The organism is Citrobacter sp. Awk 2, assembly GCF_028069815.1.
Lineage (GTDB): Bacteria > Pseudomonadota > Gammaproteobacteria > Enterobacterales > Enterobacteriaceae > Citrobacter.
Genome location: NZ_JANEWL010000048.1, coordinates 19,586 through 33,245 on the forward strand (window position 1 = coordinate 19,586; position 13,660 = coordinate 33,245).

Here is a 13,660-nt window from a genome sequence, read left to right on the forward strand (position 1 = left end):
GAAAATCACGTAGGGGAAAATCAGTAAGTCCCCTTTTTTTCCGGGTCAGAATAGCCTGAAAACGGGGAAAAGGGCTGTAAATCAGGGCTGAAGGCGTTATGGTTTAGGTTAAGTACTACGCCATAATTTATTGATGTAAGAAACAACTGACGATTTGAGCCGTTATTATCACGCTTTTTGTGCTGTATTCACACTCTTGCTGCTGGCAGGAGGTACTGCCAGTGCGCAGTCTTCCTTCATGCAGCGCGCTGAAAACCCTTTCGATAACAACAATGATGGCTTGCCAGACCTCGGTATGGCGCCAGAATCCCGCGCGGGCGAAAAACAGTTTGCTGAAGTGGTCAAAGCCTTTGGTGAAGCTAGCATGATCGATAACGGACTAGATACTGGCGAGCAAGCCAAACAGTTTGCATTTGGTCAGGTTCGCGACACGGTCAGTGAGCAGGTAAATCAACAGATTGAATCCTGGCTTTCTCCGTGGGGGAATGCCAGCGTTGGGCTGCAGGTGGATAATGAAGGCAGCTTTACCGGCAGTCGGGGAAGCTGGTTTATTCCGTGGCAGGATAATCAACGCTTTCTGACCTGGAGTCAGTTGGGGCTTACGCAACGTGACGAAGGGTTGGTGAGTAATGCGGGGATTGGACAACGCTGGGTACGCGACGGTTGGTTGCTGGGCTACAACACCTTTTACGATAACCTGCTGGACGAGAATCTGTCGCGCGGCGGGTTTGGCGCCGAGGCGTGGGGAGAGTACCTGCGGCTATCTGCCAACTACTACCAGCCGTTTTCCTCGTGGCAAAATCGCTCTTCAACACAGGAACAAAGGATGGCGCGGGGTTACGACCTTACTGCGTTGATGCGGCTACCCTTTTATGAGCATCTCAATACCAGCGTCAGCGTTGAGCAATATTTTGGCGATCGGGTTGACCTTTTCCACTCCGGAACGGGCTACCACAACCCTGTGGCGGTAAATTTGGGACTGAGCTATACGCCAGTACCGTTGATTACGGTGACCGCGCAGCATAAACAGGGTGAAAGCGGGATAAGCCAAAATAATCTGGGATTGACCCTCAATTATCGTTTTGGCGTTCCGCTAAAAAAACAGTTAATGGTGAGTGAAGTTGCAAGCAGCCGTTCGCTGCGCGGGAGTCGTTATGACGATCCTCAGCGTAACAGCGTGCCAACGCTGGAGTATCGCCAGCGTAAAACCTTATCTGTATTTTTGACAACACCGCCGTGGGATCTGAAACCTGGCGAGACGGTAGCGCTGAAATTACAGGTGCGTAGTCGGTATGGCATCCGCCATCTGACATGGCAGGGAGACACGCAAGCATTGAGTTTAACGGCCGGGAGTCATCCTCGCAGTGCGCAGGGCTGGACGATTATTATGCCGAAGTGGGATAACAGTGAAGGGGCAACCAACCGTTGGCGACTGTCCGTCGTTGTGGAAGACGAGCAGGGCCAGCGTGTCTCTTCCAATGAGATCACGCTATCACTAACCGAACCGTTTAATACCGTTTCGGGAAATGATCCTCGCTAATACTCGCGTTATCAGAAGATGCGTTCCTGATGCACCCAAACTGCTGCTTCAACGCGTGATTTAAGCTTCATTTTCTTCAGCATATGCTTCACATGCACTTTTACCGTGCTTTCGGTGATGTCGAGGCGGCGAGCAATCATCTTGTTAGGCAGACCCTGGGCGATTAACTTCAGAATATCGCGTTCACGCGGCGTCAACTGAGTCACATCACGATCTGAGGTCGCACGGTTAGCGCGCAGGCTGGCGGCCAGCACAGGGGTTAAGGCTTCACTTAGTACCATTTCGCCGGCGGCAGCTTGTTGCAATGCTTTCAGTAGATCTTCTGGCTCCATGTCTTTCAACAGATAGCCGTCAGCACCGCGTTTCAGGGCGGTCACTACGTCTTCTTCATGGTTGGAAACACTGAAAACGACGATGCGTCCGGACAGAGATTTCTCTCGTAGCTTATCCAGCGTTTCCAGACCGTTCATGCCGGGCATGTTGAGGTCTAACAGGATCAGATCGGGATCAAGGGATTCAGCCAGCTCGATACCCTGCTCGCCATTACTGGCTTCGCCGACCACGGTGATATCGGACGCCATGCTGACAAGCTGTTTTACACCGGTGCGCAGCATCGGATGATCGTCGATCAACAGGATGGTTGCCGGTTCCAGATTACTCATGGGTATCTCCTTGGACTTCTGTGAAGTTTGTTTCGGGAATAAAAGTGACAGCAACTTCAGTACCGCCCGTCTCTCGACGGCGTACACGGCAATCGCCGCGCAAGCTCTGCGCACGGTCGCGCATTATAATCATGCCGTAGTGGTTACTGCGTTCGGCGTTTTCCGGTACGCCGCAGCCGTTATCTTGAACGGTCAATTTGACCTGTTTGCCATTTTGCACCACCGTCACGATTACTTCATTGGCCTGAGAGTGTTTAAGCGCATTACTCAGGGCCTCACGGGCAATCTGCAGCAGGTGGATCGCCTGATGGGATGGAACCAGGCGCGGCGGCAGCTGATAATCCAGCTTCACCGTAAAACCAAAGCGAGCGCTGTATTCCTGGCAACTGGCTTCCAGCGCAGGCCGCAATCCAGGCTCAGTCAACTGCAAACGGAAGGTGGTCAACAATTCACGTAGCTGTGCCCAGGAGGCGTTCAGCTCGTTACGAATCTGACTTAGCAGCTCACGACTGTTCTCAGGGAGTGCGTCGCCCTGCATCTGCAAACAGCTGACCTGCATTTTCATACAGGAGAGCGATTGTGCAATAGAATCATGGAGTTCGCGAGCAATGGTGGCACGCTCTTCCATGACGATCAACTGCTGCTGACGTTCCTGGTGCCTGTCCAGCGCCAGTGTTGCGGTGAGTTGCTCTACCAGAGTATCGACCAGTTGCTGCTGATCGTGACTGAGATGACGCCCGTACGGCAAGGTGGCGAGCAGAATACCGTACTGGGTATGTGCATCGGTCAGCCGCCATTTCAGCGTAGTGCCACCCTCAATGGCGGGCAGTGTGCCTCGAGGACACAGATGACAACCTTTTTCATCGCAACTGGCATTCGACTGACAGGTAAATTCCTGATGATTATCTTCATCTTCCAGGTCATAAACCCGCAACTCAATATCGTGCAGCAGCGTTAAATTTTGCAACCCGTTGAGTACTGGTGAAAGCCGCTCACACAGCGGTATCTGTGAGTGCAGACGGCGGTTGGCTTGCCACAGGAAAGAGAGGATCTGGTTTTTATGTTCCAGACCTGCGGTTTTTTCCTGCACCCGCTGTTCCAGTACGGCGTAACTTTCGGCCAGTTCTTCTGACATATTGTTCAGTGCCGAACCCAGTGCCGCCATCTCATTACGCCCGCTGATATGCGCACGTTGCGTAAAATCACGCTGGCTGACGGCGCGCGCCATCGCCAACAGCTGTTTCCATGGCTGCAACAGGCGTACGCGCAGCCAGATAATCGTAAAGACCAGCAGCAGAGCCATAAACACCGCCATCAGGCGATGCAGCATAACGACGCGTTCAATACGCAACTCCGTGGTATGGTCAAAGGCGGTAACCAGCTTATCCAGCCCGGTCACAAAGCGTGAAACGTCATCGGCGACCGCATCACCCGTTTGTGCATGCTTAAGCCCCGGTGCCAGTTCGGTGTGCCAGTAATCCTGCAATGCCTTTAACTGGGCCTGCTGGCCGTCGCGTTTTGCGGCGCGAGTCAGTTCAGGGCTAAACGCTGTTTGTTCCATTTCATCCAGCAGCGGTTGATCGCTGGCATCCAGCGGTACGGCAGCCAGCAAGCGGTAGCTCTGCATACGTAGCGAGCCGGCCTTATTGATTGCGTGAGCACTACCCTGAATGCCTTGTACCAGCCAACCGGAGACAGCCATACCTGCCACACCAAGCGCGGTAGACAGTAAAACAATCAGCGCCACCTGGTTAACCAGCGTAAGCGGGGAAAGACAACGTTTAAACATGTGACTTCTTCCTTCGGGTTTTCAGTGAGCAGAAAACCTTATTGAATGACGATTCTGCTGCAGGCAGTGCCGCTATTCTCAGCGATACACTGGAGTATACCCATACCTCAAACGGGCTACCCCTTAATTGCCGACGGGGGGAGAGATCCCGGACGTTGGGGAGTAGGGTGCGACAGAAGCGTGAAAAACCACATCTTTTTTACCGAAGTTATGTACTCATTTAGGGTAATGATAAATTTTAGGCGTTAATAATGACACCTTTTCCTTTGATTTATATCAACTTACCCCCGGCTGTAAACCCTAATGTTGCAGGCATCGAAACAAGTATCAGAGGTGTCTATGAGTCACTCATCTGCCCCGGAAAGGGCATCTGGAGCTGTAATCACAGAATGGCGGCCGGAAGATCCCGCCTTCTGGGAACAGCGTGGTCAACGAGTTGCCAGCCGTAACCTGTGGATTTCAGTCCCTTGCCTACTGCTGGCGTTTTGCGTATGGATGTTATTTAGCGCAGTGGCGGTGAACTTACCGAAAGTGGGGTTCGATTTCACCACTGAGCAGCTATTCATGCTGACGGCATTGCCTTCAGTTTCGGGCGCACTGCTGCGCGTACCGTACTCCTTTATGGTTCCTCTGTTCGGTGGTCGTCGCTGGACGGCATTCAGCACAGGTATCCTGATAATCCCCTGCGTGTGGTTAGGCTTTGCGGTGCAGGATACCACCACGCCGTTCAGTACCTTTATTATGATCTCCCTGCTGTGTGGCTTTGCCGGGGCAAACTTTGCTTCCAGCATGGCAAACATCAGCTTCTTCTTTCCAAAGCAGAAGCAGGGTGGGGCGTTGGGGCTGAACGGTGGTCTGGGCAACATGGGCGTCAGCGTGATGCAGTTAGTTGCGCCGCTGGTAGTCTCACTGTCCATCTTCGCCGCTTTTGGCAGCCACGGCGTTGAACAACCGGACGGCACGCAGCTGTATCTGGCCAACGCCGCCTGGATTTGGGTTCCGTTCCTTGCGATTTTCACGCTGGCGGCATGGTTTGGTATGAACGAACTGGCGACCTCTAAAGCGTCGCTGAAAGAGCAATTGCCGGTGCTGAAACGCGGACATCTGTGGATTATGAGCCTGCTGTATCTGGCAACCTTCGGCTCTTTTATCGGCTTCTCCGCAGGTTTCGCGATGCTGTCAAAAACGCAGTTCCCGGAAGTGCAGATCCTGCATTACGCCTTCTTTGGCCCGCTGATTGGTGCACTGGCGCGTTCTGCCGGGGGAGCAATCTCCGACCGTCTGGGCGGGACACGCGTAACATTGGTTAACTTCGTGTTGATGGCCGTCTTCAGCGCCTTACTGTTCCTGACCCTGCCAACCGATGGGGTAGGTGGTAACTTTATTGCCTTCTTCGCGGTATTCCTGGCGCTGTTCCTGACGGCTGGTCTGGGTAGTGGTTCAACCTTCCAGATGATCTCTGTCATCTTCCGTAAGCTGACAATGGACAGGGTGAAAGCGGAAGGCGGCTCTGAAGAGAAAGCGATGCGTGAGGCAGCGACTGACACAGCAGCGGCTTTGGGCTTTATCTCAGCGATTGGCGCGATTGGCGGCTTCTTTATTCCGAAAGCGTTTGGTACGTCTTTGGCATTAACGGGCTCGCCGGTTGATGCAATGAAAGTGTTTCTGATCTTCTATGTCGCCTGCGTGGTCATCACCTGGGTGGTATACGGCCGTCATTCTAAAAAGTAAAAAAGTTGTATACACAAAATCAATCGAGCTGCATCAAGGCAGGCAAGTGAGAAATCCCCAGGCGCTTACCGAAGTGAGTGACTGGGGAGAACGAGCGCAGCCAACGCAGAAGCAGTTTGAATGATGAAGTGTAGGTTGATTATCCATTGCGCGGTGTTAGACCGCGCTTTTTTTTGTCTTAAATTAGTTACAACATACTTTTGTATTGTGACATAACAACAGCCTGTAAGAGTGGTGCCAAGAATATGCTAAGCAGGGGGGATACCCCTTAATACCCACTTGTAAAGAATTTAACATTTGCACGAGAAGTTGTTTTTGGAATCTGCTTATAAATCAATTAATTATATTTAAAATCAATATCCTACTTAAGGGGTATACGAAAATTAACCACCTATTTTCATCCCTGTCTGCCTTGATCGTTATCAATTATCACGCCCTTTCAGAGCGTTACCTTCACTCCCAATCAAGCAATGTCGATTTATCAGAGAGCCGTCAGGCTCCTACAGGAGAAAACCGATGAGTAAATTCCTGGACCGGTTTCGTTACTTCAAGCAGAAGGGCGAAACCTTTGCCGATGGGCACGGCCAGCTTCTCAACACCAACAGGGACTGGGAGGATGGATACCGCCAGCGTTGGCAGCATGACAAAGTCGTGCGTTCAACCCACGGCGTAAACTGCACCGGCTCATGCAGTTGGAAAATCTACGTGAAAAATGGTCTGGTAACCTGGGAAACCCAGCAAACTGACTACCCGCGTACTCGTCCTGATCTGCCAAACCACGAACCTCGCGGCTGCCCGCGTGGTGCGAGCTATTCCTGGTATCTCTACAGCGCTAACCGCCTCAAATATCCGCTGATGCGCAAACGTCTGATGAAGATGTGGCGTGAAGCGAAAAGACTGCACAGTGATCCCGTTGACGCCTGGGCCTCCATCATCGAAGACGCCGATAAAGCAAAAAGCTTCAAACAAGCGCGTGGTCGTGGCGGGTTTGTCCGTTCTTCCTGGCAGGAAGTCAACGAACTGATTGCGGCATCTAACGTCTATACCGTGAAAACCTATGGTCCTGACCGCGTTGCGGGTTTCTCACCGATCCCGGCAATGTCGATGGTTTCTTATGCGTCCGGTGCTCGTTACTTGTCACTGATTGGCGGTACCTGCCTGAGCTTCTACGATTGGTACTGCGACCTGCCGCCTGCCTCTCCGCAGACCTGGGGCGAGCAGACTGATGTGCCGGAATCTGCTGACTGGTACAACTCCAGCTACATCATCGCCTGGGGTTCTAACGTACCGCAGACCCGTACTCCGGATGCGCACTTCTTCACAGAAGTTCGCTACAAAGGGACCAAAACGGTCGCGATTACGCCGGACTACGCAGAAATCGCCAAGCTTTGCGACCTGTGGCTGGCACCGAAGCAGGGGACTGATGCCGCAATGGCGCTGGCGATGGGCCACGTTATGCTGCGTGAGTTCCATCTCGACAACCCAAGCCAGTACTTTACCGATTACGTGCGCCGTTACACCGACATGCCAATGTTGGTCATGCTTGAAGAGCGTGACGGATACTATGCTGCCGGTCGTATGCTGCGTGCGGCGGATTTGGTCGATTCTCTGGGCCAGGAAAACAACCCGGAATGGAAAACTGTCGCGATTAACAGCAACGGTGAGATGGTTGCGCCGAACGGTTCAATCGGTTTCCGCTGGGGCGAAAAAGGTAAATGGAATCTGGAGCAGCGCGACGGTACGTCTGGTGCCGAAACCGAACTGCAACTCAGCCTGCTGGGTAGCCAGGATGACATCGCGGAAGTCGGTTTCCCGTACTTCGGTGGCGAAGGAACTGAACACTTCAATAAAGTCGAACTGGAAAACGTTCTGCTGCATAAACTGCCGGTTAAACGACTGCAGTTGGCCGATGGCTCTACGGCGCTGGTGACCACCGTTTACGATCTGACCATGGCTAACTACGGCCTTGAGCGTGGTCTGAATGATGAAAACTGCGCGACCAGCTACGATGACGTAAAAGCGTATACCCCTGCGTGGGCAGAAAAAATCACCGGTGTTTCACGTTCTCAAATTGTGCGCATTGCCCGTGAATTTGCGGATAACGCCGATAAAACCCACGGACGTTCGATGATCATCGTCGGTGCGGGTCTGAACCACTGGTATCACCTCGATATGAACTATCGCGGCCTGATCAACATGCTGATTTTCTGCGGCTGTGTCGGTCAGAGCGGCGGCGGCTGGGCACACTATGTGGGCCAGGAAAAACTGCGTCCACAGACCGGCTGGCAGCCACTGGCGTTTGCACTTGACTGGCAGCGTCCTGCGCGTCACATGAACAGTACGTCCTACTTCTATAACCACTCCAGCCAGTGGCGCTATGAGACGGTAACAGCGCAAGAATTGCTGTCGCCGATGGCGGATAAATCCCGCTATAGCGGTCATCTGATCGACTTCAACGTGCGCGCCGAGCGTATGGGCTGGTTGCCGTCCGCACCGCAGTTGGGGACTAACCCGCTGTACATTGCGCGTGAGGCGGAAAAAGCGGGGATGACACCCGTCGATTACACCGTTAAATCGCTGAAAGAAGGTTCTATTCGCTTTGCGGCAGAACAACCAGAAAACGGTAAAAACCATCCACGTAACCTGTTTATCTGGCGCTCTAATCTGCTGGGTTCATCCGGTAAAGGCCATGAATACATGCTGAAGTATCTGCTGGGTACTGAGCACGGTATTCAGGGACTGGATCTGGGTAAACAGGGCGGCGTGAAACCAGAAGAAGTGGAATGGCAGGATAATGGTCTCGACGGCAAGCTGGATCTGGTGGTGACACTGGACTTCCGTTTGTCGAGCACCTGTCTGTATTCCGACATCGTGCTGCCAACGGCCACCTGGTATGAAAAAGACGACATGAATACCTCGGATATGCATCCGTTTATTCATCCGCTGTCTGCTGCTGTTGACCCGGCCTGGGAATCGAAAAGCGACTGGGAAATCTACAAAGCCATCGCCAAGAAATTCTCTGAAGTTTGTGTCGGTCACCTTGGCAAAGAAACCGACGTGGTGACACTGCCTATCCAGCACGACTCCGCCGCTGAACTGGCGCAACCGCTGGACGTGAAAGACTGGAAAAAAGGCGAATGCGACCTGATCCCTGGCGTCACCGCACCGCACATCATGACCGTCGAGCGTGATTACCCGGCAACTTACGAGCGCTTCACCTCTATCGGCCCGTTGATGGACAAAGTCGGTAACGGTGGTAAAGGGATTGCCTGGAATACTCAGAGCGAAATGGATCTGCTGCGTAAGCTCAATTACACCAAGGCAGAAGGTCCGGCGAAAGGCCAGCCTTGTCTTAATACAGCCATTGATGCCGCTGAGATGATCCTGACGCTGGCACCGGAAACGAATGGCCAGGTCGCCGTTAAAGCCTGGGCTGCGCTGAGTGAATTTACCGGCCGTGACCATACGCATCTGGCGCTGAATAAAGAAGACGAGAAGATTCGCTTCCGCGATATTCAGGCGCAACCGCGCAAAATCATCTCCAGCCCGACCTGGTCAGGTCTGGAAGATGAACATGTTTCTTATAACGCCGGTTACACCAACGTTCATGAGCTAATCCCATGGCGCACGTTGTCTGGTCGCCAGCAGCTGTATCAGGATCACCAGTGGATGCGTGACTTCGGTGAAAGCTTGCTGGTCTATCGTCCGCCAATCGATACCCGTTCGGTGAAAGAGGTGATGGGCGAGAAGTCCAATGGCAACCCTGAAAAAGCGCTCAACTTCCTGACGCCGCACCAGAAGTGGGGTATCCACTCTACCTACAGTGACAACCTGCTGATGCTGACGTTAGGTCGCGGCGGTCCGATTGTGTGGATGAGTGAAGCCGATGCGAAAGATTTGGGCATCGAAGATAACGACTGGATCGAAGTTTTCAACAGCAACGGTGCCTTAACTGCCCGTGCCGTTGTCAGCCAACGTGTGCCGGCCGGGATGACCATGATGTACCACGCGCAGGAACGTATTGTGAACCTGCCTGGTTCAGAAATTACCCAGCAGCGCGGCGGGATCCATAACTCGGTAACGCGTATTACGCCGAAACCGACCCACATGATCGGCGGCTATGCACATCTGGCCTACGGCTTTAACTACTACGGCACCGTAGGGTCGAACCGTGATGAGTTCGTTGTGGTACGTAAGATGAAGAACATTGACTGGTTGGATGGTGAAGGCAATGACCAGGTACAGGAGAGCGTAAAATGAAAATTCGTTCACAAGTCGGCATGGTGCTGAATCTCGATAAGTGCATCGGTTGCCACACCTGTTCAGTAACCTGCAAAAACGTCTGGACCAGCCGTGAAGGTGCCGAATATGCCTGGTTCAACAACGTTGAAACGAAGCCAGGTACGGGGTTCCCGACTGACTGGGAAAACCAGGAAAAATGGAAGGGCGGTTGGATCCGTAAAATCAACGGCAAGCTGGTGCCGCGCATGGGTAACAAAGCGCTGCTGCTGGGTAAAATCTTTGCTAACCCGCATCTGCCGGGCATTGATGATTACTACGAGCCGTTTGATTTTGACTATCAGACGCTGCACAACGCGCCCGCTGATAGCAAGGCGCAGCCGATCGCCCGTCCGCGCTCGCTGATTACCGGTCAGCGTATGGACAAAATCACCAAAGGTCCGAACTGGGAAGATGACCTGGGCGGTGAGTTTGAGAAGCTGGCGAAAGACCAGAACTTCGAAAATATGCAGAAGGCGATGTACGGGCAGTTTGAAAATACCTTCATGATGTATCTGCCCCGTCTGTGCGAGCACTGTCTGAACCCGGCGTGCGTGGCGACCTGTCCAAGTGGTGCCATCTACAAACGTGAAGAAGATGGCATCGTGCTGATCGATCAGGACAAGTGCCGCGGCTGGCGTATGTGCATCACCGGGTGTCCGTACAAGAAGATCTACTTCAACTGGAAGAGCGGTAAATCTGAGAAGTGCATCTTCTGCTATCCGCGTATTGAAGCTGGCCAACCGACGGTATGTTCTGAAACCTGTGTCGGTCGTATTCGTTATCTCGGCGTGTTGCTGTATGACGCCGATGCTATCGAAAGCGCTGCAAGCACCGAGAACGAGAAGGATCTGTATCAGAGTCAGTTGGACGTATTCCTCGATCCAAACGATCCGGCGGTGATTGAACAGGCACTGAAAGATGGCATTCCGCTGAGCGTGATCGACGCGGCCCAGCAGTCGCCGGTATACAAAATGGCGATGGACTGGAAGCTGGCGCTGCCGCTGCACCCGGAATACCGCACGTTGCCGATGGTCTGGTATGTGCCACCTTTATCTCCGATTCAGTCCGCTGCTGATGCGGGTGAACTGGGTAGCAACGGTATTCTGCCGGACGTGGACAGCCTGCGTATCCCGGTTCAGTATCTGGCGAACCTGCTGACTGCAGGTGATACCCAGCCGGTACTGCGGGCGCTGAAACGTATGCTGGCGATGCGTCACTACAAACGCGCAGAAACTGTAGACGGCAAAGTCGATACCCGCGCGCTGGAAGAGGTCGGTCTGACTGAAGCGCAGGCACAAGAGATGTATCGTTACCTGGCGATTGCTAACTACGAAGATCGTTTTGTGATCCCGAGCAGCCATCGCGAACTGGCGCGTGAAGCATTCCCGGAGAAAAGCGGTTGTGGTTTCACCTTCGGTGATGGTTGCCACGGTTCTGATACGAAATTCAATCTGTTCAACAGTCGCCGCATCGATGCTGTCGATGTGACCAGTAAAACGGAGCCGCACCAATGATTGAACTCGTCATTGTTTCGCGTCTGCTCGAGTACCCGGATGCTGCCTTGTGGCAGCATCAGCAGGAACTTTTCGATGCACTCGCGTCATCTGAAAACCTGGACAAAGAGGATGCCCAGACGCTGGGCGTTTTCCTGCGCGATTTAACTGCGCAGGATATGCTGGATGCGCAGGCAAGCTATAGCGAACTGTTCGACCGTGGTCGTGCGACGTCACTATTGCTGTTTGAACATGTTCACGGTGAATCCCGCGATCGCGGCCAGGCGATGGTTGACCTGATGGCTCAGTATGAGCAGCACGGACTACAACTCGATAGCCGCGAATTGCCTGATCACTTGCCGCTGTATCTGGAATATCTCGCACAGTTGCCAAAAAGCGAAGCGTTAGGTGGCTTGCAGGATATCGCCCCGATTCTGGCGCTGCTCAGCGCGCGACTGCAACAGCGCGAAAGTCGCTACGCGGTGCTGTTCGATCTGCTGTTAAAGCTGGCGAATACCGCTATCGACAGCGACAAAGTGGCCGAAAAAATTGCGGATGAAGTTCGTGACGACACGCCGCAGGCACTGGATGCTGTTTGGGAAGAAGAGCAGGTGAAATTCTTTGCCGACCAGGGATGTGGTGAGTCTGAAATTTCTGCTCATCAACGTCGTTTTGCCGGGGCCGTTGCGCCGCAGTACCTGAACATCACCACCGGAGGACAGAACTAATGCACTTCCTGAATACGTTCTTCTTTGACATCTATCCGTATATTGCGGGTTCTGTCTTTCTGATTGGCAGCTGGTTACGCTACGACTACGGTCAGTATACCTGGCGTGCGGCTTCCAGCCAGATGCTGGATCGCAAAGGGATGAACCTTGCGTCAAACCTGTTTCACATTGGGATCCTCGGCATCTTCGCGGGTCATTTCCTGGGGATGCTGACGCCGCACTGGATGTACGAAGCGTGGTTGCCGCTTGAAGTGAAGCAAAAGATGGCGATGTTTGCCGGTGGTGCCAGTGGTGTGATGTGCCTGGTGGGGGGCGTGCTGCTGCTGAAACGTCGTCTGTTCAGTCCGCGCGTGCGTGCAACGACCACGGGTGCCGACATTCTGGTGCTGTCTGTTCTGGTTATCCAGTGTGCGCTGGGTCTGCTGACCATTCCGTTCTCGGCTCAGCATATGGACGGTAGCGAAATGATGAAGCTGGTGAACTGGGCGCAATCAGTGGTGACCTTCCACGGTGGGGCGTCTCAGTATCTGGATGGTGTAGCATTCATTTTCCGTATGCACCTGGTATTAGGTATGACGCTGTTCCTGTTGTTCCCGTTCTCGCGTCTGGTACATATCTGGAGCGTGCCAGTCGAGTATCTGACACGTAAGTATCAGATCGTGCGCGCCCGTCATTAATTTCGCGTTGTAACGCACCAAACCCCGCTTCGGCGGGGTTTTTTTATGCCAGTTCGCCGGATGGCGGCGTAACCGCCTTATCCAGCCTACGCAGGTGTCAGTGGACTTTGTCGGCCTGATAAGCACAGCGCATCAGGCAAATTGTGGGCACGTATCGAGTTTGTAGGCCTGACGAGCGCGCGCACCAGGCAAATTGCGGGCATGTATCGACTTTGTAGGCCTGATAAGCGCAGCGCATCAGGCAAATAAAGGGCATTGAAGATTGATTTTGTGTTGGTACTTTATGAAGTAAGGGGGGGATGACTCAGCGCTATGCGCTTCGCCTTTCGGGTCGTTGCCTGCGGCAACGCTTTCTCGCTACGCTTGAATCGAAACTTAGTCGAAGTTTTTAATCCTTCCCGCATGGGCAGAATATAGGGCATTGTGTATTGATTGAGATGTAGTGCTTTAGGAAGTGATGGTGGTGGGGGAAGGATGACTCAGCGCTGCGCGCTTCGCCCTTCGGGTCGTTGCCTGCGGCAACGCTTTCTCGCTAACGCTCGAATCGAACCTTAGTCGAAGCTTCTCATCCTTCCCACATCGGAAGAATATGAGGTATTGCAGATTGATTTTGTGTTGGTATTTTATGAAGTGATGGTGGTGGGGGAAGGATTCGAACCTTCGAAGTCGATGACGGCAGATTTACAGTCTGCTCCCTTTGGCCGCTCGGGAACCCCACCAGGGGTAATTCAAATTGTAGGCAGTGCTTGAAGATGGTGG

At 53.2% G+C, this 13,660-nt stretch carries 8 protein-coding genes, 1 tRNA gene and 2 other RNA genes; 6 read left to right on the top strand and 5 right to left on the bottom strand.

Annotated elements, in window-relative coordinates:
- The first annotated feature begins 154 nt into the window (after positions 1-154).
- Positions 155-1,540 carry a YchO/YchP family invasin gene (locus tag NNO02_RS13295; RefSeq protein ID WP_271454998.1) on the top strand — a complete coding sequence of 462 codons (1,386 nt, stop codon included), beginning with the start codon at positions 155-157 and terminating at the stop codon, positions 1,538-1,540.
- An 11-nt stretch (positions 1,541-1,551) separates the two neighbouring features.
- Here NNO02_RS13295 and narL read toward each other — a convergent pair whose 3' ends face one another.
- Positions 1,552-2,202 (bottom strand): two-component system response regulator NarL, encoded by a 651-nt coding sequence (gene narL, locus NNO02_RS13300; protein ID WP_061068018.1) that lies wholly within the window; start codon positions 2,200-2,202, stop codon positions 1,552-1,554.
- Positions 2,195-3,991: a nitrate/nitrite two-component system sensor histidine kinase NarX gene (gene narX, locus NNO02_RS13305; RefSeq protein WP_271454999.1), complete on the bottom strand. Its 1,797-nt coding sequence runs from the start codon at positions 3,989-3,991 to the stop codon at positions 2,195-2,197. The genes narL and narX overlap by 8 nt, the downstream gene beginning before the upstream one ends.
- Positions 3,992-4,330: 339 nt before the next feature.
- Between narX and NNO02_RS13310 the strand changes: the two genes are divergently transcribed.
- The 5 genes from NNO02_RS13310 (at position 4,331) to narI (ending at position 12,901) form a co-directional block, all read left to right on the top strand.
- Positions 4,331-5,722 (top strand): NarK family nitrate/nitrite MFS transporter, encoded by a 1,392-nt coding sequence (locus NNO02_RS13310; protein WP_271455000.1) that lies wholly within the window; start codon positions 4,331-4,333, stop codon positions 5,720-5,722.
- Between the two features lie 516 nt (positions 5,723-6,238).
- Entirely contained in the window at positions 6,239-9,982 is a 3,744-nt protein-coding gene (locus NNO02_RS13315; protein WP_271440924.1) for a nitrate reductase subunit alpha, read from the top strand.
- A complete protein-coding gene (gene narH / locus NNO02_RS13320) occupies positions 9,979-11,517 on the top strand; it encodes a nitrate reductase subunit beta (RefSeq protein ID WP_137381696.1) in 1,539 nt (512 codons plus the stop codon). The genes NNO02_RS13315 and narH overlap by 4 nt, the downstream gene beginning before the upstream one ends.
- Positions 11,514-12,224 (top strand): nitrate reductase molybdenum cofactor assembly chaperone, encoded by a 711-nt coding sequence (narJ, locus tag NNO02_RS13325; protein WP_202038497.1) that lies wholly within the window; start codon positions 11,514-11,516, stop codon positions 12,222-12,224. The genes narH and narJ overlap by 4 nt, the downstream gene beginning before the upstream one ends.
- Positions 12,224-12,901, top strand: coding sequence for a respiratory nitrate reductase subunit gamma (narI, locus tag NNO02_RS13330; protein WP_045443634.1), 678 nt, complete (start codon positions 12,224-12,226; stop codon positions 12,899-12,901). Before narJ ends, narI begins: the two co-directional genes overlap by 1 nt.
- Positions 12,902-13,184: 283 nt before the next feature.
- On the opposite strand, the gene NNO02_RS13335 is transcribed toward narI, so the two are convergent.
- The 3 genes from NNO02_RS13335 to NNO02_RS13345 all read right to left on the bottom strand — a co-directional run bounded on the left by NNO02_RS13335 (position 13,185) and on the right by NNO02_RS13345 (position 13,620).
- Positions 13,185-13,315, bottom strand: a non-coding RNA gene (locus NNO02_RS13335) — RtT sRNA.
- A gap of 44 nt (positions 13,316-13,359) precedes the next feature.
- Positions 13,360-13,491, bottom strand: a non-coding RNA gene (locus NNO02_RS13340) — RtT sRNA.
- A gap of 44 nt (positions 13,492-13,535) precedes the next feature.
- Positions 13,536-13,620, bottom strand: a tRNA-Tyr gene (locus NNO02_RS13345).
- Between the last annotated feature and the right edge of the window lie 40 nt (positions 13,621-13,660).

What these genes read in the sequence shown, in the direction of transcription:
- narL (WP_061068018.1), bottom strand. Translation starts at nt 2,202, where the DNA reads ATGAGTAATCTGGAACCGGCAACCATCCTGTTGATCGACGATCATCCG.
- narX (WP_271454999.1), bottom strand. Translation starts at nt 3,991, where the DNA reads ATGTTTAAACGTTGTCTTTCCCCGCTTACGCTGGTTAACCAGGTGGCG.
- NNO02_RS13310 (WP_271455000.1), top strand. Translation starts at nt 4,331, where the DNA reads ATGAGTCACTCATCTGCCCCGGAAAGGGCATCTGGAGCTGTAATCACA.
- NNO02_RS13315 (WP_271440924.1), top strand. Translation starts at nt 6,239, where the DNA reads ATGAGTAAATTCCTGGACCGGTTTCGTTACTTCAAGCAGAAGGGCGAA.
- narH (WP_137381696.1), top strand. Translation starts at nt 9,979, where the DNA reads ATGAAAATTCGTTCACAAGTCGGCATGGTGCTGAATCTCGATAAGTGC.
- narJ (WP_202038497.1), top strand. Translation starts at nt 11,514, where the DNA reads ATGATTGAACTCGTCATTGTTTCGCGTCTGCTCGAGTACCCGGATGCT.
- narI (WP_045443634.1), top strand. Translation starts at nt 12,224, where the DNA reads ATGCACTTCCTGAATACGTTCTTCTTTGACATCTATCCGTATATTGCG.